At 39.8% G+C, this 23,788-nt stretch carries 23 protein-coding genes and 1 riboswitch; of the genes, 13 read left to right on the top strand and 10 right to left on the bottom strand.

Translation table 11 applies throughout. From position 1 onward, the window contains the following. Positions 1 to 81: 81 nt before the first annotated feature. Genes BMW36_RS03720 through BMW36_RS03710 form a run of 3 tightly spaced genes read left to right on the top strand, consistent with a single transcriptional unit; the run spans position 82 to position 2,634 of the window. The gene (locus tag BMW36_RS03720) at positions 82 to 1,113 is read left to right on the top strand and encodes a FecCD family ABC transporter permease (protein WP_089739178.1); all 1,032 of its coding nucleotides are present in this window, start codon (positions 82 to 84) and stop codon (positions 1,111 to 1,113) included. Continuing rightward, a complete protein-coding gene (locus BMW36_RS03715; protein ID WP_089739176.1) occupies positions 1,113 to 2,108 on the top strand; it encodes a FecCD family ABC transporter permease in 996 nt (331 codons plus the stop codon). Before BMW36_RS03720 ends, BMW36_RS03715 begins: the two co-directional genes overlap by 1 nt. A 52-nt stretch (positions 2,109 to 2,160) precedes the next feature. Further along, positions 2,161 to 2,634 (top strand): DinB family protein, encoded by a 474-nt coding sequence (locus BMW36_RS03710; RefSeq protein WP_089739174.1) that lies wholly within the window; start codon positions 2,161 to 2,163, stop codon positions 2,632 to 2,634. A 693-nt stretch (positions 2,635 to 3,327) separates the two neighbouring features. On the opposite strand, the gene queF is transcribed toward BMW36_RS03710, so the two are convergent. Both queF and serC read right to left on the bottom strand, forming a co-directional pair. Beyond that, entirely contained in the window at positions 3,328 to 3,735 is a 408-nt protein-coding gene (queF, locus tag BMW36_RS03705) for a preQ(1) synthase (protein WP_089739172.1), read from the bottom strand. A gap of 167 nt (positions 3,736 to 3,902) precedes the next feature. Beyond that, a complete protein-coding gene (serC, locus tag BMW36_RS03700) occupies positions 3,903 to 4,982 on the bottom strand; it encodes a 3-phosphoserine/phosphohydroxythreonine transaminase (protein WP_089739169.1) in 1,080 nt (359 codons plus the stop codon). Between the two features lie 53 nt (positions 4,983 to 5,035). After that, positions 5,036 to 5,115: riboswitch (ZMP/ZTP riboswitch) on the bottom strand. Positions 5,116 to 5,288: 173 nt separating this feature from the next. Here serC and BMW36_RS03695 point away from each other — a divergent pair. The 4 genes from BMW36_RS03695 (at position 5,289) to BMW36_RS03680 (ending at position 8,073) form a co-directional block, all read left to right on the top strand. Further along, positions 5,289 to 5,984 carry an HAD family hydrolase gene (locus tag BMW36_RS03695; protein WP_089739167.1) on the top strand — a complete coding sequence of 232 codons (696 nt, stop codon included), beginning with the start codon at positions 5,289 to 5,291 and terminating at the stop codon, positions 5,982 to 5,984. A gap of 13 nt (positions 5,985 to 5,997) precedes the next feature. Next, positions 5,998 to 6,375 carry a PilZ domain-containing protein gene (locus tag BMW36_RS03690; protein WP_089739165.1) on the top strand — a complete coding sequence of 126 codons (378 nt, stop codon included), beginning with the start codon at positions 5,998 to 6,000 and terminating at the stop codon, positions 6,373 to 6,375. A 39-nt stretch (positions 6,376 to 6,414) separates the two neighbouring features. Beyond that, positions 6,415 to 7,575 carry an MFS transporter gene (locus tag BMW36_RS03685; RefSeq protein ID WP_089739163.1) on the top strand — a complete coding sequence of 387 codons (1,161 nt, stop codon included), beginning with the start codon at positions 6,415 to 6,417 and terminating at the stop codon, positions 7,573 to 7,575. Positions 7,576 to 7,659: 84 nt separating this feature from the next. Further along, positions 7,660 to 8,073, top strand: a complete 414-nt coding sequence (locus BMW36_RS03680) for a DUF4395 domain-containing protein (RefSeq protein WP_089739161.1) — start codon at positions 7,660 to 7,662, stop codon at positions 8,071 to 8,073. A 356-nt stretch (positions 8,074 to 8,429) separates the two neighbouring features. Here BMW36_RS03680 and BMW36_RS03670 read toward each other — a convergent pair whose 3' ends face one another. The 5 genes from BMW36_RS03670 to BMW36_RS03650 all read right to left on the bottom strand — a co-directional run bounded on the left by BMW36_RS03670 (position 8,430) and on the right by BMW36_RS03650 (position 15,278). Next, positions 8,430 to 9,137, bottom strand: coding sequence for an EcsC family protein (locus BMW36_RS03670; protein ID WP_089739157.1), 708 nt, complete (start codon positions 9,135 to 9,137; stop codon positions 8,430 to 8,432). Between the two features lie 86 nt (positions 9,138 to 9,223). Beyond that, a complete protein-coding gene (locus BMW36_RS03665) occupies positions 9,224 to 10,813 on the bottom strand; it encodes a sensor histidine kinase (RefSeq protein WP_089739155.1) in 1,590 nt (529 codons plus the stop codon). Position 10,814: 1 nt separating this feature from the next. After that, entirely contained in the window at positions 10,815 to 12,293 is a 1,479-nt protein-coding gene (locus BMW36_RS03660; RefSeq protein WP_175480346.1) for a class I adenylate-forming enzyme family protein, read from the bottom strand. Positions 12,294 to 12,330: 37 nt separating this feature from the next. Further along, positions 12,331 to 14,205, bottom strand: coding sequence for a TRAP transporter permease (locus BMW36_RS03655; protein WP_089739150.1), 1,875 nt, complete (start codon positions 14,203 to 14,205; stop codon positions 12,331 to 12,333). 29 nt (positions 14,206 to 14,234) lie between these two features. Beyond that, on the bottom strand, positions 14,235 to 15,278 hold the full coding sequence (locus BMW36_RS03650; protein WP_089739149.1) for a TAXI family TRAP transporter solute-binding subunit: 1,044 nt from the start codon (positions 15,276 to 15,278) through the stop codon (positions 14,235 to 14,237). A gap of 287 nt (positions 15,279 to 15,565) precedes the next feature. On the opposite strand from BMW36_RS03650, the gene BMW36_RS03645 reads away from it, so the two are divergent. The 5 genes from BMW36_RS03645 to BMW36_RS20145 all read left to right on the top strand — a co-directional run bounded on the left by BMW36_RS03645 (position 15,566) and on the right by BMW36_RS20145 (position 18,573). Continuing rightward, entirely contained in the window at positions 15,566 to 16,279 is a 714-nt protein-coding gene (locus BMW36_RS03645; protein WP_089739147.1) for a DUF421 domain-containing protein, read from the top strand. An 84-nt stretch (positions 16,280 to 16,363) separates the two neighbouring features. Beyond that, positions 16,364 to 16,984, top strand: a complete 621-nt coding sequence (locus BMW36_RS03640; RefSeq protein WP_175480345.1) for an SIMPL domain-containing protein — start codon at positions 16,364 to 16,366, stop codon at positions 16,982 to 16,984. Positions 16,985 to 17,157: 173 nt separating this feature from the next. After that, complete coding sequence (locus tag BMW36_RS03635) at positions 17,158 to 17,337, top strand: small, acid-soluble spore protein, H family (RefSeq protein ID WP_089739143.1); 180 nt, start codon at positions 17,158 to 17,160, stop codon at positions 17,335 to 17,337. Between the two features lie 18 nt (positions 17,338 to 17,355). After that, entirely contained in the window at positions 17,356 to 18,222 is an 867-nt protein-coding gene (locus BMW36_RS03630; RefSeq protein WP_089739141.1) for an SDR family oxidoreductase, read from the top strand. 168 nt (positions 18,223 to 18,390) lie between these two features. Beyond that, positions 18,391 to 18,573, top strand: a complete 183-nt coding sequence (locus BMW36_RS20145) for a hypothetical protein (protein ID WP_139180286.1) — start codon at positions 18,391 to 18,393, stop codon at positions 18,571 to 18,573. A gap of 65 nt (positions 18,574 to 18,638) precedes the next feature. Here BMW36_RS20145 and BMW36_RS03620 read toward each other — a convergent pair whose 3' ends face one another. The 3 genes from BMW36_RS03620 to BMW36_RS03610 all read right to left on the bottom strand — a co-directional run bounded on the left by BMW36_RS03620 (position 18,639) and on the right by BMW36_RS03610 (position 22,898). Beyond that, a complete protein-coding gene (locus BMW36_RS03620) occupies positions 18,639 to 20,690 on the bottom strand; it encodes a catalase (RefSeq protein WP_089739138.1) in 2,052 nt (683 codons plus the stop codon). 198 nt (positions 20,691 to 20,888) lie between these two features. Then, positions 20,889 to 22,544: an ABC1 kinase family protein gene (locus BMW36_RS03615; RefSeq protein WP_089739136.1), complete on the bottom strand. Its 1,656-nt coding sequence runs from the start codon at positions 22,542 to 22,544 to the stop codon at positions 20,889 to 20,891. Between the two features lie 57 nt (positions 22,545 to 22,601). Next, the gene (locus BMW36_RS03610; RefSeq protein WP_089739134.1) at positions 22,602 to 22,898 is read right to left on the bottom strand and encodes a phasin family protein; all 297 of its coding nucleotides are present in this window, start codon (positions 22,896 to 22,898) and stop codon (positions 22,602 to 22,604) included. A gap of 176 nt (positions 22,899 to 23,074) precedes the next feature. On the opposite strand from BMW36_RS03610, the gene BMW36_RS03605 reads away from it, so the two are divergent. Continuing rightward, positions 23,075 to 23,515 (top strand): VOC family protein, encoded by a 441-nt coding sequence (locus BMW36_RS03605; protein ID WP_089739132.1) that lies wholly within the window; start codon positions 23,075 to 23,077, stop codon positions 23,513 to 23,515. Positions 23,516 to 23,788: the final 273 nt, after the last annotated feature.

Here is a 23,788-nt window from a genome sequence, read left to right as displayed (position 1 = left end):
GTATGTCATACTATCAATTTTCTGATAATTATTTTATACTAATGTGATAAAAGTTTTCATATTTCAAAAGGAGTATTTTCAATGGCTATTGGTACTCAACAAAAAAACAGACATAATTCCCGACCCGTTGTTGCTGGATTGATTTTAACTTTCGGGTTGGTTTTACTTATTATATCGATGGCACTGTCGATTTTGTATGGTGCTGCAGATATTGATTTACTAACAATATGGCAAAGCCTTACTCAATATGATCCGGCCCAATCCGCACACCAGATTATTCGTAATCTCCGCATTCCCCGCGGTCTGGCTGCTGCTTTAATTGGTGCAGCACTGGCAGTATCTGGTGCAATCATGCAAGGGATGACAAGAAATGCACTCGCATCTCCTTCCATTATGGGTGTAACAGCCGGTGCAGGATTTATGATGGCAGTTGCTATGGCTATCAATTCCCAGCCATCCACCCTCACAATGATGTTATGGGCATTTGCCGGTGCAGGATTAGGTGCGGGTATTGTCTTTGGTGTCGGATCTATCTCCAAAAGCGGCCTTACCCCTGTTAAACTGGCACTCGCCGGTACGGCAGTTACGTCAATGTTAAGCGCCTTATCTTCGGGGATTACGATCCACTTCAATATTGCTAAAGATTTGAGTTTCTGGTATGCAGGTGGTGTGGCCAGTGTTCAATGGATCCATGTTCAGCTGCTCGCCCCTGTTATGATCATCGGCTTAATCCTCTCTCTTTTTCTCGCAAAATCAATTACCGTTTTGAATTTGGGGGATGATGTTGCGAAGGGACTTGGACAACAGACGATCTTAGTAAAGGTTATTGCAATCATTGTTGTACTGCTTTTAACAGGTGCTGCCGTTTCAGTTGCTGGAACGATCGGATTTATTGGACTTGTTATTCCACATATTACCCGATTTCTCGTTGGAGTGAACTATCGCTGGATAATCCCTGGCTCAGCGATTCTCGGCGCATTGTTATTAGTACTGGCAGATACAGCTTCCAGAATGATTAACCCGCCCTTTGAAACACCTGTTGGGACAGTGACTGCATTGGTTGGAGTACCATTCTTTCTCTATTTAGCTAGAAAAGAAGGGAGAGGATTGTAATGACATCACATTCAAAAAAAGACCGGTTAATCATGGCAGGTCTGTTCATTGCTATTATTGCCACCCTTCTTATCAGCTTAAACATGGGAACAATGCGTGTCACACCAGCAGAAGTTTTTCAAACACTGATTGGGAATGGAAGTGAGCAAAATCAATTAATTCTGTTTGATTTCCGCTTACCTCGAATGATTATCGCCTTATTAATTGGTGCAGGAATGGGGATTTCCGGGGCTATCTTGCAAAGTGTGACACATAACGAACTGGCAGATCCAGGAATATTAGGGATTAACAGTGGGGCCGGGTTTGCTGTAGTGCTATTTATTTATTTAACTCATAACAATCCTGTATCAACGGTTTTTGTTTTACCCTTAACTGCACTTGTTGGGGCGGTGCTTGCCGCAGTCCTGATCTACAGTATTTCCTGGAAAAATGGAGTAACTCCCATCCGGTTAATTTTAGTCGGGATAGGGATTAATGCAGCCTTTTCTGCGCTCATTATTGTTTTTCAATTACGAATGGATCCTGATAATTTCACCCAGGCAACAATATGGTTATCTGGTAATATATCAGGAACAGACTGGAGCTATACATTAGCACTGCTGCCGTGGATTCTAATTCTGCTTCCATTCACTATATATAAAGCAAGTACCCTTGATGCATTAAACTTAGGGGATGAAACAGCACAAGGGTTAGGAGCAGCCGTGGAAAAAGAACGGATGCTGTTGCTTTTAGCAGCTGTTGCTCTTGCTGGTGCTAGCGTATCAGTAGGTGGAGCGATTGCATTTCTTGGGCTTGTCACGCCCCATTTAGCACGTAAACTAGTTGGTGTCCGTCACCGCCATTCGCTAATTACTACCGCATTGCTAGGTGCACTTCTGTTACTTGCAGCAGACACAATTGGAAGGAATATCCTTTCTCCGTCTGAAATACCTGTAGGCTTAGTTGTTTCATTATTAGGCGGAGGTTACTTTGTATATTTATTGATGAAATCTTGACAAGGCTTTATTATTTTAAGGAAGACAAAATAACTTTAGGAGTTGATTGCAAATGTACCGTAAAGTATCGGATTTTCTCTCTGATTGGGATAATGGCGCAGAAGCTACGATTAAAGTATTAGAATCACTGACAGATGACAAATTGGACCAGGCAATTGTGGAAGATCACAGTACACTTGGCTGGTTAGGCTGGCACTTAGCTACAGCTCCAGGTTTTTTTGCCGGGGTGGTTGGACTTGATGTGAAAGTGGAAGATTCAGGACAGGTTCCAAACAGTGCTTTCACCATTGTTGAGGCATACAAAAAAGTTGCAAAGGATATTCATTTTCACGCTAAAACTTTGACAGATGAGCAACTATTAGAGGAAGTAGACAGTTTTGGCGCTAAAATACCAAGGGGTGCTATGTTACGGACACTTATCGATCATCAAACACACCACCGCGGGCAAATGACCGTGCTTTTACGCCAGGCAGGATTACCTGTCCCTGGTATTATGGGACCAACAAAAGAAGAAAGCCAGCAATAACAAAGCAGGTGGGACATAACTATCATGTCCCACCCAAAATGCAAATGTTGAAAACATATAATATGGATTATGCAATAACACTAAACACTTGAATCATTTAATGTGCAAGGCTGCCGCTCCGTCCGAATGCTTCGCTTTCACCCAAGGGTACAAGTGCAACATCTACTCAAGTAAAGATCACTTTCGTAGTGTTTTCTTTGCCGCGGGGACGGCTTCAACAAGTGGATCTTCAGCTCGTCCTGTTCCCATAGGAGTCTACGCAATCGGCCTACGCTGGAATAATACTCTACAATTGTTGTAAGATATGGAAGATTGAGTAACATTAAAAATTCTCATGAACATTTAAAGCATGGATTGTTCATGAGAATTTTTAATTATGAATTAAAGAAGCTAGATTAATTCTTCGTGAGGTGTTCCAAACGGTTATCTTATCACAGAAGGATTAGCACCATTAAAGCGGAGGCCGGCCACGCAGACTCCTGTGGGACAGCGAGATCTGAAGATCCACTTTGCAAAGCGTTCTTCTTTGCAAAGTTAGCTGAAGACGAGCCCACGGAAAGCGAAGTGGCCGGTTGGAGCGGCAGTATAGCCCATAACATAATACCCCTTTATTGCATATAATCCATATTATATGCAATAACTAGCTTTTTCTGAGTGATTTACCTGATCGTTCGGGTTCAGGTATGAGTAGTTTTATGCTTGATATTCTCTTATTGCTTCTGTTGTTAACTCAATACCGCCTCTTGCTGTTTGGTAAACGGTGACTTTCACGGTTGCTGCTTCAATTGCCCACATTATATCATCAGCTATTTGAGCTGCCAATGATTCACAAAATGCTCCATGATCACGGTATGACCATAAATAGAACTTCAGTGACTTTGATTCTATACATTTATTGCGCGGTGTATAGGAAATTTCCACTTTACCAAAATCAGGCTGACCTGTTTTTGGACACACTGCCGTAAATTCCAATGCCCGAAACGTAATGTTTTGTACATTTGGCGCATCGAATGCTTCTTGTTTTAATACATTTCTTCCTTCTTCTACACTTTCCGGCCGTGGCATTGGACCAGACCTTGGCAGATAGTAATTCTCTGACATTTATATTCCCCCTAGTTTTGATCGAGCAGGATGGTTACGAACTGCTTCACTAATCATCTGTATTTGCATGGCATAAGCCTTAGATAGTATAACAAAACCTATCATAATTGCAAATAAGAATCCCCTCAAAAAAACAGGAAAGCATGAAGCACCTTCCTGTTTTACTTTTACTTATTCTCTTCTTCAAATTTTTTCATAAAGGAAACAAGTGCCTCTACTCCTTCAACAGGCATTGCATTGTAGATACTTGCACGCATACCGCCTACTGAACGGTGTCCCTTCAATGTCTCCAAGCCAGCTTCTTTTGCTTCTTTTACAAACTGTCCATCTAAATCTAGCCCTGGAATGACAAAAGGAATATTCATGATAGAACGGCTGTCTTCTGCCACAGGTGACTGGTAGAAATCAGAACTTGCAATATAGTCATATAACAGGCTTGCTTTCAGTTCATTCCGTTTCTGAATTGCATGAATACCCCCTAATTCCTTAATCCACTCAAAAACTAATTTAGCCATGTAAATGCCGTATGTTGGCGGTGTATTGTATAGAGAGCCGCTTTCACTATGTGTCTGGTAATCAAGCATTGTCGGGCAAATATCTGAAGCATTACCAATAAGGTCTTCACGAATAATGACGACAGTTAAACCAGCCGGACCGATATTCTTTTGGGCCCCAGCATAAATAATACCGAATTTTGATACATCGATCTCCTCTGAGAGAATGTTCGAAGACATGTCTGCAACCAGAGGGATATTTCCAGTATCAGGGACCTCGCGGAAAGCTGTCCCTTCAATTGTATTATTTGTTGTAATGTGAACATAATCTGCTTCAGGATCGAACATGTTCTGATCTAATTTAGGAATATAAGTGAAATTATCCTCTTCAGATGATGCGATCACATTAACCTGTCCATATTTCTTTGCTTCCTTCATCGCCTTTTTAGACCATGAACCTGTATTAACATAATCAGCTTTTCCATTTTTCATTAAATTCAGGGGAACCATTGCGAATTGCTGGGACGCCCCACCCTGAACGAAAAGGACTTTGTAATTATCCGGAATGTTCATTAATTCACGAAGCAAGTCCTCAGCTCCTGTTATAATATCTGTGAATAAACCAGAACGGTGGCTCAGCTCCATCACAGACATACCAGATTCTTTATAGTCAGGCAGCTCTCTTTGTGCTTTTTCCAAAACTGCTAAAGGCAACATAGAAGGACCAGCAGAAAAATTGTATACTCTCTTCATCTACAACCACACTCCTCATTTTTAGTAAACAGAAAGAGGTAAGGATAAATCCTTACCTTTGCCCAGGCGAGCGGCTATCGATACTATGTGCTCCCTTACGGTTATCCGTATCTCGCCAGTTACACATAGCCTTTTAATTTTGTGATTATTTTAACAATATTTCTAAAGTTTTTCAATCTAAAATTTTTAAAACTTTAGTAAACTGTAACTATTTTCTTAAGGAAATCATTGTATATACATTCCTTCCTTGTATTGTGTTGTGATAGAATAATGTCATACTAATTGTTAGCAAGGATGAATACATTCATGAAAACCGTAATATTCGACGTTGATGATACCCTTTATGATCAATTATTACCATTTACACATGCTGTTAAAGAACAAATTGATCATGATTTTACTAATTCTGAGATTATCTCATTATACGTAGCAAGCCGAAAATACAGTGATGAAGTTTTTGAGAAACATATGAGCGGAGAAATCTCTGCATTGGAGCTTCAAACTTACCGGATTAGGAAAGCATGTGAAGAGTTCGGTCTCACCATCTCTTATGAGGATGCAGAACTATTTCAGGACTCTTACTTAAGATACCAACAGCAAATTACATTATTTCCAGAGATAGAAAAGCTATTAATAAAACTTTCAAATGAAAAAAGGCAAATAGCTATTTTAACAAATGGTGTGCATGACCATCAGATGATGAAAGTGAAACAGCTTCAATTAGAACGCTGGGTACCTGAGAATCATATATTTGTCTCTGGTGCGATTGGACACTCCAAACCAAGCCAGAAAGTATTTCAGCATATTGAAAATGCGCTTCAGTTAGTTAAAGATGAGACGGTTTATATCGGTGATTCTTATGAGAACGATATAGCCGGGGCCAAACAGGCAGGATGGAAAGCGGTTTGGTTCAATCACCGCCGGAGAAAAATCAAAGAACCGGAGTGGCAGGCAGACTATACAGTTGATACTCCCGCAGATCTCTTACCTATCTTTACATAACGGAGGTATGAACATGAAAAGATACAGACGTGATGAAACATTTCGCTACACATTTAATCAGCCCTCCATTGGCCAGTTTCAGATCATACAGGTGGACGGGGAAAATGTAGAAAGTAATCCTGGTAAGATGGAAATCCATAATATCAGTCCAAGAGGGATGAAAATTTTAACAGGATTTGATTTAATGCTTAAAGAAAAGGAAGAAATTATTGTCCAGCTGTCTTTTACACTCGTAACAGAGCATACGGTGCACGGGAAGGTTGTCTGGCAGGAAAATTATATTAATAAGAGCTGTTATTATGGAATTGATCTTATCATTGATGATCAGCAGTCTGATAATATTATTGAAGATTTAAAACATTTAATTCATAAAGATAAATCAAATATATAGGCTACCATAATCATTTGTTCTAGTTGGAGTGACTTAATTTTGAATTCAAAAAAAACCCTGGCAGTATTGTTTGCTGTCATGTTTCTTGTAATGGTCGGTTTTGGGATTATTATTCCCGTCCTGCCCTTTTATGCAGAGGAGCTTGGTGCTTCTCCTGCCGAGCTCGGTTTATTGATGGCTGTTTATTCAGTCATGCAATTTATTTTTTCACCTATGTGGGGGAGGGTTTCTGACCGCATCGGGCGTAAGCCGGTCTTATTGGCAGGGATTGCCGGTCTCTCTTTATCTTTCTTCCTGATGGCATTCGCAACACAATTGTGGATGCTGTTTGCTGCTCGAATTATTGGCGGTTTTTTGTCAGCCGCTAATATGCCGACAGTGATGGCATATGTTGCTGACATTACGAGCGAAGAAAACCGCAGTAAAGGGATGGGGATAATCGGCGCATCTGTTGGGCTCGGTTTCATATTTGGTCCGGCAATTGGCGGTATCTTTTCTGAAGAAAACCTATCTACACCGTTTCTTTTAGCAGGTGTGTCGTCGATTATTACCTTCTTTTTAGTAATGTTTATCTTAAAAGAATCTTTGTCTGACAACAGTGAAACTGCCCAAAAGAAACGCCCATCATTACTGAAGGCATTAAAAGAGCCTGCTTCTCCATTGTTTCTGTTACAATGGTTTGTCTCCATTTCATTAGCAGGGCTAGAAGCAACATTTGCCTATTTTGCTTTTGATAAAGCAGGTCTGGGAACGGTACAGCTTGGATACATTTTTATGATAATGGGCTTTGCCGGCGCTATTGTTCAGGGCGGTTTGGTTGGTAGAATGACAAAGAAACTCGGTGAAGGAAATGTAATTCAGATTGGAATTATCACTTCCATCATCGGCTTTGCATTAATACTGTTTGTCACCAATTTTATTACTGCTGCTATTTTCCTTTCTGTTTTCGGAATTGGGAATGGCCTGATCAGACCGAGTGTCTCTTCCCTGCTGACAAAGCAAGCTAAATCCGGCTATGGCCAGGTTACTGGTTTGCTGTCTTCTTTCGACTCACTAGGGAGAATAATAGGTCCGCCACTTGGAGGATTATTGTACGGTTTAGCAATATATTTGCCATATGTTACAGGAATAGTATTATCAGTCATTGCATTGGTGATCTATTATATTTACGTGAAGCAAGTAAAAACAAGCATGGGCTGAATTCATGCTTGTTTTTTTATAAACATTTAGCTGTATTCCTAGTAAAATACTGTGTATAATTGGATTATTAAAGGAGGTTTAAGTGTGTCCATTCCAAAACCATTGGTTCAAATTAATCAACTGTTTATTTTAGTTACCGTTCTTTCAGGACTGCTGATTACGCCATATATCTTACTGTTACCACTAGCTGTGGGTATATTTACTTTGATCACAAAAAATAATCCAATTATATTATTTAGCAAACATTTCTTACAAAAAGCTCCAAAAGAATATCCACAGGAGGATAAACAGCAACAAATATTTAATCAGTGGATTGCTACAGTCTGCATTGGTCTTTCTGTCATCTTTTTCTCGCTTGAGATTACCATTCCGGCCTATGCTTTCAGTGTCATGGTAATCATTGCTTCAGGACTTGCCTTACTTGGTTTCTGTATCGGCTGTACAATCCGTTATCGCTATATGATGTGGCGATATAAAAGAGCCCATGCGAGCAAATGAATCTCCTCATTTGCTCAATGGGCAATTTTGACAATAACGAACTTTATTCTGATGTTTTTCTAATCGATAGTAAAGACAGCATGTGGAACGTTTTGGCCGATATATAAGTTCTTCTCCAAATTTTAAATAAGATGTAAAAGGGAGAAGCTTCTCGTCCAGTCTTATACGAATCTCGCAAGTAATTTTTTGAAAATCCGAAGAAATGTTTGGATTTATTGAAATAGTTTTCTCAGAAAACGGAGAATGAAATTCATGGAATGAAGACATTTTACAGACTGCTGCAACGTTCATTGCTCGAAACCATTTTTATACTATTCTAGCTGGTTACGTTCCAGCATCTTTTACAAAAAAAGCTATTATTTCAACAATCTTAATCTGTAACAGTTTTTTGCTGTCACACCAAGCTGGTCCAGTAAATTATAATTGGCGTATGCACCAACTACAGCTCCAATTCCTGGTATCATTTGAAACAGTTTCACTAAATCGATATAGTCTCTGTACTCCTGCTGAAAGCTGCGCCAATCCATATCGGCCAGTTTATCTTTTTCCTCCTGCCAGTGTTTTATCAGATGATAAGTCTCACGTCTTTTATCATCATTGGAGAAAGCAAGTTGAAATACATGAAGAAGAAACAACCGCTCTTCATAGTTTTTTGTATCATATCCATAAATGGCGGCAACTTCAAACAAAAATTTCATTTTAATTGATAATAGCAGCGGGAAATCTGCTAATCCTAACAGAATCCCCCCTGCACCTGTTCCTGCACCCTCCACTGCCGCTGTTTTGCGATAGGAATTTAACTTTTCCTCAACCAGTTCTTCTTTTTCCTCTAAACTTAACCCAGTCGATCTTCCCTTGACAGTTGTAAAATCCGAACCTGCCAATGTCGCTTTCACCATTTGTTTAATGGCTTCAGTGACAACTTGATGAGCTTTCTCAGGTATATAGCTGTTTATTTTATTTTGCGCCTTCTTTGATAAAGACTGGACAAGGCTTTTGTTTTTTAAAATTTTCAATTCCCACTCGAGCATTTCTTTATATGCCTTCTTTTCATAATTATCCATTATTACAGCTCCTCTATCATTCATTACTAACTATACGAATGATGTGAAGAAAAGTTTCTAAAAGAAGGAATCCAAGTCATTATTAATCACAATTTAAAGCGTGCCATTTGTTCAAGCAGGCTGTTTGCTATGTTAGAGAGCTCCGAAGACTGGCCATGTAAAGATTTCATTAAATCAGCGAGAGCCAGTGTCGTATCAGTGGTGGATGCCGTTCTGTTTTTTGCCATTTCGCGCATCTTGTTAATTTTTTCATAGATTTCTTCTGAACTCCCATGAGAACTTGGCTCTGTCTTTTTCATATAATCTTCTAACATATCAAGAAAATCATTGAAATCTTCTAACTGTTCGCGCACCTGGGCTGTTTTTTCCATTGATAATGTATACATTTTTTCTACAGACTTCGCTGCATCTGCTTCTAACAGCACCGCTAACCGCTGGGTCTGGTGTGCCTTTTTATTCGTATCCTCCAGCACACTGTTTAATGTTTCTACCATTTTGTTGGCACTTTCGGAAAGCTGGCCGAACTCATTATTATCTTTTAAATTACTTCTTGCTGTGAAATCACCAGTTTCCAGCATTTGAACTTGCTCTTTAATTCCCTGAATATTGAGGAAGACACGGTGAAAGAACCTTGCAGTCAGTACAAACAGTAATACTATGGAAATCAGTCCGGCAATAACTAATAAGATAGAATGCCTGTACAACGGGCCGCTCAGCTCGCCGTAGTCCAACGCAATGTAAATTACTTCACCTGTATCTGCAGGAATAAATAATTTGTAAACTTTTTCCCCATCCGCCTTCACATTATATGAAACCTGTTCTGGCTGTTTTATCATATTTATGAGCGTTTCTGAGTCTCTCTCCTGGGAGAATGTGTAGTCCCCGTACAGGATTTTTTTATTAGGAGGATAAAGCCCCCCTTCCAGACTGGGATCCTCAAATACAAGCGGATCTAATACAGCTAATTCGAGCACATAAGGATTTGCCTTGTTTACTTCATCAATTAACGCATCTGGTCCAACTTCACTGGTGAACTTATTCATTTCATTCGCCTCTATAAAGGCATCAATCACATAATCTGTTCCCGGTTCATGATAATAGGCATATTTATAGAAGACCGGTTCCCCTTCATGTGACCCCGACTGTGCCACAGGAAGAATATACGCACCTTCTGTATAATAACTGAGTGTCTCCGCTGCTGGTGGTAACTGATTATTTAAAATTGCCATTACATTCTCATAAACTCCGGGAAATTGTTTTAAACTGTAGCCGACTTCTTCCGGGTCTGTCGACTTTGCCACAACAATGTCATCACTCGCATCATGAACTACTAATGAAATTCCGGCTAATCCAAGTTCCTCTTTGATCAAGCGTAATTCATCGTTTGTTATCTCATCAATACTTTGATCACCTAGCAACTCGCCAATATACCTCGAGAGGGACAGCAGATTTAGATCAATCTGATGCTCAATCGCTTCACTTGCTACCTGCGTCTCCTTAATCCCCTGTTCAATACTGCTCGCAATAATATCTCCTTGCTTTTCGATATCCTTCTGTATTTGATCATTAATAAAATATAGTTGGAATGCTCCAGTAATCAGTACAACAATTAACATTACCAGAAGCACTCTGATGGTAAATTGTCTCCTTAACGATTGTCTTCTATATCCGCCCACATTAAATTCGCCCCTTCACTAGTTGTCTTAAGCTTACTTTATCAATTTTTCCTTGTATCATCGGAAAATCATCGATAACGATTATCCTGTCTGGAACTTTATAACGTGCTAATTGAGACAGGCAATTTGCTCTTATCTGCTCCATGCTTATTTCTCCCTCCAATTGGAGAAAAGCAGCAACCTGTTCACCATATACCTGATGCGGAATCCCTACCACTACCGCACGCTTTACATTTATCTCCTGTGTTAAAGAGTCCTCAATTTCACTTGGAATGATGACTTGTCCACCTTTTTTTATAATATCTTTCTTTCTGCCAATTACCTCAACTTCCCTTTGTCCAACTTGTTTTACTAAATCTCCTGTATATACCCAGTTCTCCTCACTAACTATTTGTTTTGTTAAATCGGGTCTTTTATAGTAGCCGGAAAATATCCCCGGAAGCCTGACAACTAATTCACCAGTGCCCTCTTCACTTCCTTCTTCCGGCTCTACTCTAAAATTAGCATCTCCTCTTATGAAAAAGCTGTTTTTTTCCAGTACTTTATCATTAACCATAATACCGCCAGTTTCTGATAATCCATACGCATTAATAATTTGGGCGTCTTCTACATCAGAGATGGCTTGAACAAACTCAGAGGTTACTAACTCACCACCAAGCAGTACTAATTCTAGCTGATTTGACGTTTCAGGATAAACTTGTTTGAAAAATTGGTGGAATACTCTGAAAACAGATGGAGATGTAATTAACTTCGTACAGCGATTTGCATAATAAGTCTGAACTGTTGAAATCACATCAAATGATTCATTGAATACGATAAACGCCTGATTTCTGATACTGATAAACAGCCACATGACACCATATGCTGTGCTTATTGGTGCAGTCGACATCGCACGGTCTGTTCCTTTGATTTGCGAGATATTTTCCAGCCATTTTACCCAATGGATCATTGAGTCACTGTTAATCATAATTCCTTTTGGCGTGCCCGTACTGCCGGATGAGCAGCTGATTAACTCTATTTTATCATTCTCTAAATCTCTTTTTTCTCCTTCATAAACCGTTCTTTCCCAGTTGCCGCCCCTGCTTAGGTAAATGACTGTATGTTTCCCTGATAACTTAGCCCAGCTGTTTACTGCCCCGGCAAAGTCGAATTTATTGTAAAAGGAAATAGTGAAAACAATACCGGGATCAAGTGATTTAAGTATGTTCGTTAAGTCATTATGCCGTAATTGCCAGCTTAACGGAATCACCGTACCACCTAACCGGTTTATTGCTAAAAACAATGATAGATGTGTTAGCAAAGAAGGAATAATTAATGCCACCTTTTTCCCTTGAATTTCTTCTTTTTTCAGGATGGAAAGATAGTAGACAGTACTTTCTTCTATATCACGGAAGCAATAGTGACGATGATGGTCCGCTAATAGAGGTTTATCCTTATCAATCTTTTTATTGGCAAATACCCAATCATAAAATGTTGACACCTTAGCCTGACTCCTTTCTAATTCCTTCTCCAACTTGTTATGAATCCTCCCTGAGACGAATCTTTTGCTCATTGGGGATATATAGACGTTTAGCTATGAAGTATATTATTACAAAAAGAATGACACCTGACCATTGTATCCAATTATTAGGTGAAAACAGCAGGAAAGTAACTGCAATAAACAAGATTCTTTCCCATATAAAAAGCTTTCGAACCATATGGCCAGAAACAATGACGGCCACTCCATAGATTCCTGTAAGAACCGGAACAATCGATAATAGAAAATCATCGAGTGGAGCAAAACTCAACAATACCGGATGATAGACAAATAAAAATGGAATAATACAGCCGCCAATGCCTAATTTCATTGCATCCCATCCTGTCCTGAATGGGCCGGTTTCCGCTATACCTGCAGCAACGAAAGATGCAGGTCCGACTGGCGGGGTATATAGTGACATCATCGCAAAATAAAATACGAATAGATGGGCTGTTATCATATCTACACCAAAGTCTACCAGGACAGGTGCAGTAATAATAGAGACGATCATGTATGCGGGTAAAACAGGCATTCCCATTCCTAAAATAAACGAGAGAATAGCAATAAATAGAACTAATAACAGCAGACTGTCTCCAGCAGCCGAGACTAAAAATCCAGTTAATTTAAATTCCATTCCTGTATAGGTGATACATGAAAGAATGATCCCAGCTGTTGCTGTGGCGGCAGCAATAATTGTCATCGTTTTCCCTGTCTCAATACATGCTGCTATTAATTTATTTATCGTCAAACGGGATTCCTTTTTTAAATAGGATAGTATGATTGCTATGATGATAGAAAAAAGTGCACTTAATTGCGGACTGTAACCATTTAAGAGCATGATGATAATTACTATAACAGGTATCATCAAATGCCAGCCAGATTTTAAAGATATCCCGAATGACGGCAGCTTCTGTTTTTCAATTGGTTTCATATTCATTTTGGCGCTTTCCAGATCAACCTGTATAAACAATAAAGCAAAGTATAATAAAGCAGGGATTATCGCCGCTATCACAATGCTGCTAATCTCCGTCTGTGTATATTGGGCAATTAAGAAAACAGCTGTCCCCATTAATGGCGGTGTAATCATCCCGGCAGAGGAGGCTACAGCTTCGACTGCTCCAGCGTAAGATGCAGAAAATCCTGTTTTTTTCATTAAAGGGATGGTAAAAGATCCGGTAAACGCCACATTGGATGAGGGACTGCCTGTAATCATTCCAAACAGACCACTGCTCAGTACGGACACTTTCGCAGGTCCCCCTCTCCATTTACCAGCAAAAGATATAATTATATCCATAAACTTAGGGCCTAATCCGGAGATATTAAGTAGGGAAGCAAATAATACAAATACGTAGACATAGGTTGCGGACGTTTGTAATGCAACTCCAAGCAATCCATTTGTTGTGAAATAATTATACTCAATAAACTCGTTAACCGTAATCTCTCTGCTCGTGAATATACCAGGTAAATACGGCCCAGCCAGCAAGTAACCAAGACTGATTATTGCCAATACGGTTAACGGCCAGCCTAATACCCTTCTAGTGGCTTCAAGCGTGAATAAGATGGTTACCCCTCCGGCAATAATGTCTATGGGACTGACGGAGCTCACAAACAGCATATGGTTTCTAATACGATCATACTCCATAATGAAGTAAATACTTGCAGCAAATATACAACCGGCCATAACCATATCGATTGCTAATTTCCCCTGATCCTTTCCTCTAAACCTTTGAAGCGGTGTACAAAGAAAAGTTAGTGCTACCGCATATCCCAGATGCAGAATAACGGTTTGCATTGCTTCAAGACTAACAAAGTACAATGAAAAAATCTGAGTTAATGCCCAGGATACAGCGATTAATGCTATCAGCTTATTTCGCACTTTGAATCACCCGTTTCATCAAACTTTAATTATTCCAGTTCTCCAATTTCTTTTAAATACTTCTCTGCCCCCTGGTGAAATGGTACGACCGTTTCCCTGAAGTGCATTTCTGTTATCGAAAAGTACGGATCTGATTGCTGAATCTCGCTCCAATTCTCATACATTGCTTTCGTTAAATCATAAGCGATAGCATCTGACATATCTTCCCGAACAATAATATAACCGCCCAGACCTAGAATGGTTGTATCATTTGTCATTCCTTTGTATGAGTTTTCAGGTATTGTAAACGAGTGGAATCCAAACTCATCAGATATTTGTTCAAGCTTGTCCTGTTCAAAAGGCAGGATCACCATATCGATACTTGTTGTCATTTCTTCAACCATCGGGAAATTATATCCTACAATCAGACCTGCATAAACGTCAGCCTGGCGGTCACGGATGTATTTAACAATATCCTGTGTTCCTCCCTGCAATACTGTATTACCTGCTGATTCGAATGTCTCCAAACTATCAATTCCGTAACCTTTCATTATTTGTTCTGTCATAATCAAACTGGAAGATCCTGCAGGAAGTGTAGCAATCGTCAGCGGAACGTCTGCTGTTAATAAGTCACCTACTGTTTCGAACCCGTTTTCTTCAACTATTTTTCTCGATACAAGAAAACCGATCCCGCCATATGAGTCGACTTGAAGCAGTTTTCTAAATTGCTGATATTCTTTGTCAATATTAGGATATGGTTTTCCGTCCCATACCCATTCAGCCGGTAAATCTGACACCATTGTCAGATCACCCTGTTTCTCTCTTAATAAGTACACCCCACTGATATCCCCTGTTGCTATCGGTGATTTCTCTATTTGAAATCCTTCCGGCAGCACTTCCTTAAAATATGGCGTAAGCGTTTCTGATGATACATACGGCCATGTTCCCGGTCCCATTGTATGTATCACCAATTGATCTGACCCTGCGGACCTTGTATCCGCTTTCTCATTAGAACCATTGCTGCAGCCTGTAACTAAACTAATAAAAACACTTGTCAGCAGCAAACATCCCAGCAGAATTTTTGCCTTTCTCATTCATTCTCCCCCTTAATTCTAAAGACCTAGACATTAATTAATAATAGCATAAATTTTGTCAGAAACCTTTATCACAACCATACATAAGTAGTCCAAAATAATCACTTTAAAAGGTTTTCAGAGGAATATTGTGGCGATTTACTAGGTTATACTTACTGTTTCATCTCATTTCATTACTCCTCTGTTTTAATCATGCCTATCAATAACTAATTAGTCAAATACTTTTTGTATGATTTTGTATGATTAACACATGCTAGAAAATACGTAGACTGTAGGAGGAATGCGGTATGTTACAGGATCTTTTATTAGTTATCGGCAGAATTGTTACCATTTTACCTATCATGTTAATGATCACTTTGTTCATGGGGAAACGCGCTATCGGGGAACTGCCTGTCTTCGACTTTCTGATCATTATTACACTGGCCTCTGTTGTAGGCGCAGATATAGCAGACCCTAACATTCATCATTTACCTACACTTGTGGCAATTATTGCAATAGGAATTTTGCAAAAGGCTGTATCCTATCTGAAACTAGCGAATCGTAAATTCGGTCACAAGATAACTCTTGAACCAACTGTTGTAATCCATGAGGGGATGCTGATCCAGCAAAACATTAAAAAGATTGGTTTTTCTATTGATAATATTCTGCAAATGCTTCGTGAAAAAGATGTGTTTGATATTCGCGATGTAGAAACAGCTATTATAGAAGCAAACGGATCACTAAGTGTATTGAAGAAGCAGAAAAAAAGAGAAGTAACCTTGGGAGATCTTCAAATCGCTGGTGCAAAATCACTTATCTCATATCCTGTAATTGTCGAAGGGTCCATTGACAGCAGTGTTTTAGAAGCATGGCAATTAGAAGAAGCATGGTTAACTGAACAATTACATAGAAAAAACCTCCAGCTGGAAGACGTATTTTTTGCAAGTGTTAATTCCGTACACGAGTTGCATATATGTTCCTATGAAGAGATACCAGAGAAACTACCGCCAGTATACCACTAATACAAATGATTGATAATTAACATAAAACATCATTTACTGCCATAAATAACTAATATAATCTTACAATGAATGGAGAGATGTAGAATGAATCCATCTCAGACTTCAGGCATGGCTGTTTATGGCAGCAGCGGCATTTCAGCAAGCCCAGATCTCGCTGTTGTCCAATTGGGAGTATTAAATGAGGGGGTTAATGCACAAGCAGTTCAGCAGCTTAATAACCAGATAATGACACAACTTTATCACACTCTGCTTGCAATGAATATCCCTAAGGAGAATATCCAAACTGTCGAACTATCTATCAACCCTGTATATGATTATATTGATGGCACGCAAAAATGGAAAGGTTATCAAGCCAGAAATATGATCGCTATTCAGATAACCGACCTATCTGAATTGGGATTAATATTGGATACTGCAGTTAATCATGGAGCGAATCGAATCAGTAATATCAGTTTTCAATTATCAAATAAAGAATATTATTACAAGCAGGCATTACAAGCTGCATTGTCCAACGGAGCAGAGAAAGCGGCAGTCATCGCTCAGACACTTGCAAGTTATCGCTGTCCATTACCATATAGTGTGAGAGAAATAGAACCCCAGCCCCCTGTACTTTATCAATCCTTTGCCTCAAACATAGATACCCCGGTTTCCCCCGGACAAATAGAAGTGCAGGCAAGAGTTGAAATGCTTTATTGTTTTTGTTGATATCAAGGCGATTGTCTCCTTATTGGATAAAGTGATTCTCCAGATTATTAATGATACTCCAGGCGTTAGCGTTGTCATAAGCTTATCATTTTCATATTAAATGTTTATACAATCGGAAATACGGTTATGGAATTTACATAAGCAAAATAATAAATTCCAGTGGAGGTATTTCAATGAATCTTATGAGAGCAAAAGATATTAAAGACGACCCTGTGATGAAAGAAGTTGTTCATAACGGTAAATACGTATACATTCTGGATGTAAACGATGAAACACAAAAAGCACTGGTAGCTTATGAAAAACAGTCCAATGATACATTTGAAGTTGATGTAACGGAACTTGAAGAAAAGTAATCAGAGGAGGAGACAAGTATGAAACCACAAGATATGCAAAATGGTAGTACACCAAGACAGAAACAAGATCGTCAACCTGGAATTGAATCAGAGATGAATCCATTACCACACCAGCCAACTGATTACAAAGGTTCTGACAAATTAAAAGGAAAAGTTGCTTTAATTACCGGCGGAGATAGCGGTATTGGCAGGGCTGTATCTATTCTTTATGCAAAAGAAGGCGCAAACCTTGCTATTTCATATTTAGATGAAGATAAAGATGCAGAAGAAACAAAGAAATTAGTAGAGCAGGAAGGTGCAGAATGCATTCTGTTACCTGGTGACATAAAAGACCCTGACCATTGTGAAAGTTTAGTGTCAAAAACTGTAGAACATTTCGGTAAAATCAATATTTTAGTTAATAATGCAGCCGTTCAGTTTGTAAGAGAAGACATATTAGACATCTCTAATGAACAACTTGAAGAAGTCTTTCGTACCAACTTCTTCTCACAGTTTTATTTAACGAAAGCTGCTGTAAGACATATGAATGCAGGTGATACGATCATCAGTACATCTTCCATCAATTCTTACAGAGGACATCCTGTATTAATTGACTATTCTGCTACAAAAGGTGCAATTACAGCATTCATTAGAAGTATTGCACAAAACCTGGCTAAGAAAGGGATCCGCGCCAACTCTGTTGCACCCGGGCCAGTCTGGACTCCGTTAATTCCATCATCCTTTGATGAGGATAGTGTAGAAGAGTTTGGACAGGACAGCTTAATGGGCCGACCTGGACAACCTTCCGAGCACGCATGGCCATATGTGATGTTAGCTTCTGATGAATCGTCCTTCATGACAGGCCAGACGATTCACATTAATGGCGGTTCCTGGACCTCTTCTTAAAGACTAATATTACATCCTCATTACAGATTGCCAGAGCAGGATTAAACAGGGGGACATCGGGTATTGATTAATAACCCGATTGAAACCCTGTATAAGGGTGAAGTATCTAAGAAGTTATCACCATCTGGCAGTACAGCTTTCTATGAAAAAACTCAAAAGGAGGAGCTTATGATGAGGTGTACAGAATGTGATGGGGTAGGATTAGTACGTTGTCCGGAATGTTCAGGGGAAGGTATCGATTACGGTATTCACAAATGTGAAGAATGTGCTGGTGAAGGAGAATTTGCCTGCCAAACGTGTGAGGGAACAGGGAAAGTTGGATTAATCGAAAAAGTGAAATCAAAGCTTTAATTAATAGGGAAAGCCAAAAACCTGACAGTACAGGTTTTTGGCTTTTTCTATCCTTCCATTCAGAATCAGATTACCTCTCTTTCCCAGTGTCTGTGGGCTGCGACTGCTTCTGTAAATTTAGTCACGAATGTTTCAGCATCTTCACTAATTACGACACCAGGGCTTTCGTCCATATTTGCACCTTCAAGAAGTTTTCCCCCTGCATGGGTTGCACCAATCGGCTTATAGTGAGAGAAGGCTTCCTGAACAAAATAGGCCGCTTTTTTATAAAAAGTTTTGTCCTCCTCTTTTCCACCTGCTACATATACGGCATCAAATAATACAGAATCTGCTGTCAGGAAGGTATGCTGCACCTCTAATTCAGACTGGTTCTCCCCTTTCACCATCCCTAATTGGTCACTGATTACTTCTGTTTGGATTCCCTGAGAACTTAATTTTTCTAAAATCCCTTTTACTTCGGTATCCTGAAAACCATCACCTAATATTACTGCAACCTTCCTTGTTGCAGGTGATTTTGTCGTATTTTCCTGACTAAGTGCTGGCGACTTCTTCGTTACTTTGTTATCTTTTTCTTCTGGTAACTCTGCACCGATCGCTTTAGCAAACCCTCTGGCTAACTCAGTATTGACATTTGCGAACATATCTACAACCTGCTGCTGTACCGATTTGCTTTCCACCTTACCTAATTCAAAACTGAATGCTTCAATCATATGTTCTTTCTCTGCCTCAGACATACTATTCCAGAACATTGTCGCCTGGGTAAAATGATCTTTAAAACTATCACTCCTGCGCCTGATTTTATATCCATCTATTTTCTCTTCATAATGCTTATATCCTCCTTCTTCCTCTGTGGAAGTTTCCGGAGTATTCTGTGCCAGTGAATTTTTATGGTAGCTTACCTTGCCTCGATTAATGGTCTGTCTTCCATACCCGTCCCGCTGATTGTTATGAAATGGACATACAGGCCGGTTGATCGGAAGTTCATGAAAATTAGGTCCGCCTAGTCGAATTAATTGTGTATCTGTATAAGAAAACAATCGCCCCTGCAATAACGGGTCATTGGTAAAATCGATACCCGGAACTACATGGCCTGGGTGAAAAGCAGCCTGCTCCATTTCTGCGAATACATTATCAACATTGCGATTTAGCGTCATCTTGCCGATCAATTTTACAGGGACTTCTTCTTCCGGCCACAGTTTGGTCGGATCCAGAATATCAAAGTCAAAGCGGAACTCCTCTTCCTCTGGAATCATTTGCACACCTAACTCATACTCTGGGTAGTCGCCATTTTCAATTGCTTCCCATAAATCACGACGATGAAAATCCGGGTCTTTCCCGTTTATTTTTTGTGCTTCATCCCAAACAACAGAATGGGTACCTAACACAGGCTTCCAGTGAAATTTCACGAAATGAGACTTACCTTCTTCATTCACAAAACGGAAAGTATGTACCCCAAAGCCCTCCATCATTCGGAAACTTCTTGGGATAGCTCTGTCTGACATTGCCCACATTACCATATGAGCTGATTCCTGATTATTTGCTACAAAATCCCAGAAGGTATCATGAGCAGTTGCTGCCTGAGGCATCTCATTATGCGGTTCAGGTTTTAGTGCATGGACTAAATCAGGGAACTTCATAGCATCCTGGATAAAAAATACCGGGATATTATTTCCGACTAAATCATAGTTCCCTTCTTCCGTATAAAACTTAGTCGCAAAGCCTCTCGCATCTCTCGCCAGTTCCCCAGAACCTTTACTGCCTGCAACCGTTGAGAAACGGACAAATACTGGTGTTGGCTTATCAGGATCCTGGAGGAAACCAGCCTTTGTATATGGTTTCATTGATTCATATACCTGAAACTCTCCATGTGCAGCGAAACCGCGGGCATGGACGATACGTTCCGGTATTCTTTCATGGTCAAAATGGGTCATTTTTTCACGGAAGTGGAAATCCTCCATTAGAGTTGGCCCACGTTCCCCGGCTTTCAGTGAGAATTCATCCTCAGAAACTTTTACCCCTTGATTTGTCGTCATCTTCTGATTTCGGTCATCTGTTGTGAATTGTTCCAATTGTTCCTTCTTGCCATTGCCGCCATTCATGTTTCGTTCTTTATTCATTTTCCGCCTCCTCCTTTTAGAAAATAATCCACAAACCTTCTTCCCGCTCCGGCAAGAGGACAAACCCTATTTTAGAAAGAGCGCTTTTCGCGGAGACAGCGAAAGGCCACTGCTGTTTGGAAACAACACAAAAAAAACCGAACTGGACGTAGTCCGGTTTTTGATTTAGTTTCAACTCTTACCTGATTCCAATTTTTATTAAAAACGCCCTGACCTGAAAATGGAATAGATCATCCATGCGAACATTAGCATTGCGATTACAAAACCGATCTCAATTGCGGGTACATCCCATAATAATGAGGTTTGTCTGCCGAGTGCCGACCCGATAATTAAACCAACCATAATTAAGCTGAATGCCAATAAGACAATACTGAAAGACAGGCGATTACTCACTCTATCCAGCTTTTTAAAAAAAGAATCAGCCTCAGGAACAGAAACCTGAATCGGCAGCTTCCCCCGTTTCATCAGTCCGGTTAGTTCCTGTACTGCTTCTGGCAAATCATGCAGTAAATCGCCATATTCCTGGAACTGATCAAATAAATCTTCTGCCAGCTGTTTCGGATGATATTGTTCTTTAATTAAGTCTTTCGCATAAGGTTCAGCAGCTTCCACGATATTTACCTCGGTATCTAATTGGTCTACTACCCCTTCCATTGTCAGAATCGTTTTACCAACTAATGTTAAATCTGTCGGAATGGCAATTCCATGTTTATGGGCAATAGCGAAGAAATCTGTCATCGATTCCCCTAATCTCAATTGGTTTCCCGGTATGTTATCGTATTTTATTAAAAATTGATCAATGTCCCCACCAAGCTCGTGTAAATTGACATCCTCCGGTACTACTCCCATCTTTCGCATCGTTTTTATTATGGTGTCAGACTTTCGCCTTACAAGAGCAAGCATCAAGTATGCTAATTGCTTCTTCATTTCCTCTGACAACCTGCCTGTCATTCCCATATCAATAAAAGCAATTTTTTCACCAGGTAATGCTAACAGGTTCCCCGTATGCGGATCCCCATGAAAAAGCCCTTCTTTAAAAATCTGCTGAAAGACGGCTTGCATTACTCTTTCTGCCAATATACTAGTTTTGTATCCTTTTTCCGACAATTCCGTTTTTGCGTTTATCTTAATACCATCTATATATTCCATAGTTAGTACTTTTTTCGTCGTATAATCCCAGTAAATAGCAGGAATGACAATCGCCCTATCTTCCTCAAACTGTTTGGCCAGAATATCCGCATTACGACCCTCACGAATAAAATCAAGCTCCCTGATAATTGCCTTTGAAAATTCCTCGACAAGTTCCCTTAATTGGTATCTTTGTGCCCAGTGGGTGCGCTTTTCGGCTCTTGCGGTTAACTCTTTTAAAATTTCTATATCCGTATGTATCGATTTTCTTATATGAGGCCGCTGTAATTTCACCGCGACTTGCTTTCCTGACTTTAACTCCGCTTTATGGACTTGTCCGATGGAAGCAACTCCTACGGGGTTATAATCAAACTTTTGAAACACCTGTTCTGCCGGCGCTCCTAACTCCTGTTCAATTATTTGATTTACATCCTCATTATCCATTGGTGTGAGCCCATCCTGAAGCTTTTCCAATTCCTTAATAATATCGCGAGGAAGCAGATCAGGCCTTGTACTAGCCATTTGACCTAATTTAATAAAAGTTGGGCCAAGTTCCTCCAGAAAGCGGCGAATTCGTTCACCAGCACTTTTACGGTCTTTTTGCTGATGCCTTTGTACAAAAATTCTCCTTGGCAATGAAAAAACCTGATCAAGGCCTACCTCTTTAACGATATAACCGAATCCATTTCTGGAAAATGCAACCGCAATCTCCCTGTAACGATCCATATGCCTGATTCTGCCTTTAAAAATGGTACTCACCCCCTTTTTCTCTTCCTTCTGACTTTACTGATCTAATTTTTGTTCTAAAGCTATTAATCTATGTTCAATCGCCCGCAAGTCTTCTTTTCTAACTACTTCGTATTCATCAAGCATATTTTCAATCTTCTGATTGATTTTCTCATCCATTTTCTGCTGGCTTTCTTCACCTTTCTGTTTAATCTGGTTAAAAAGATCATCCGAATCTTCTTTGGATAATTCTCCTTTTTTGATTAATTCATCAATCATCTTCTCTGCCTGTTCCTTGCCAACTGCAGCCAGCCCTAAACCTAGTGATACACCTTTTCTGAATGTGTCCCTCATCACTCATCCTCCTTGTATATTCACCGTTCTAAAATAACCATTATAATAACCTTTACCCAAAATCTCCTTATGGGAAACAATTATAGAGGAAATCCCATGGTAACAGCGAATTTATTATAGTGAGAGTTTCATACTGACATTTAGTGCTTTAATATCTTTGGAAGGGGTGGTGTGATATGTTGGAAAACTTGCAGGATACCAGAATAAAAGTTGGTTTGACCATTCAAGTCAGATTGGTTGCAGACCTGAAAGCATCCCTTGCCTATTACCGGGACATTTTAGGCTGTACAGTGGATGATTGGGGACATGCTCAGCGAGATGATATGATATTTATTTTACAGCAAGCGAAGAGCAGAGATGACGTCAGACCAAATGCTGCATCACAGAAAAGACAGGATTATCCTACAGAGTGGCATGGTCCGGATCACGGCTGGGATACTTTTGTTCATATGGAGTGGGAGGATTTGGAGCCGTTTGTTGAGGAAATTCGGGAAAAGGGAGCAATCATTAGCGTGGAGCCATTTACGGCTATTCATGGTAAATGGGAATTTAAAAATGTATATGTAGACGATCCAGATGGTTATACAATTGTATTTGGCGCGATGCGGGAAATATAAGGAAGATGAGGAAGTGGGAACAAGCTTCTACTTCCTATAAGAGTACCATTCCAGTTTAGACCGATTGACCTGCGGGAAGGTTAAAACTATCCCTTAGCGGAGGGGAATACAGAGACTCTAGTGGGAACTGGACGTTTCTGAAGACCCTACTGGAAATCGTTCTATGCTTTCTGAAGAGGCTGAAAAAACGGCCCCATTAAACGCAAAGTGTTCTTTCGGGGATGCTGTAGCCCTAACATCAATAATGCATCTAAGTACAAAACTATATGATAT

The organism is Gracilibacillus ureilyticus, from assembly GCF_900111195.1.
Lineage (GTDB): Bacteria > Bacillota > Bacilli > Bacillales > Amphibacillaceae > Gracilibacillus > Gracilibacillus ureilyticus.
Note: the sequence above shows the minus strand (reverse complement) of the source record. Positions and strands in the feature narration are given on the sequence as shown.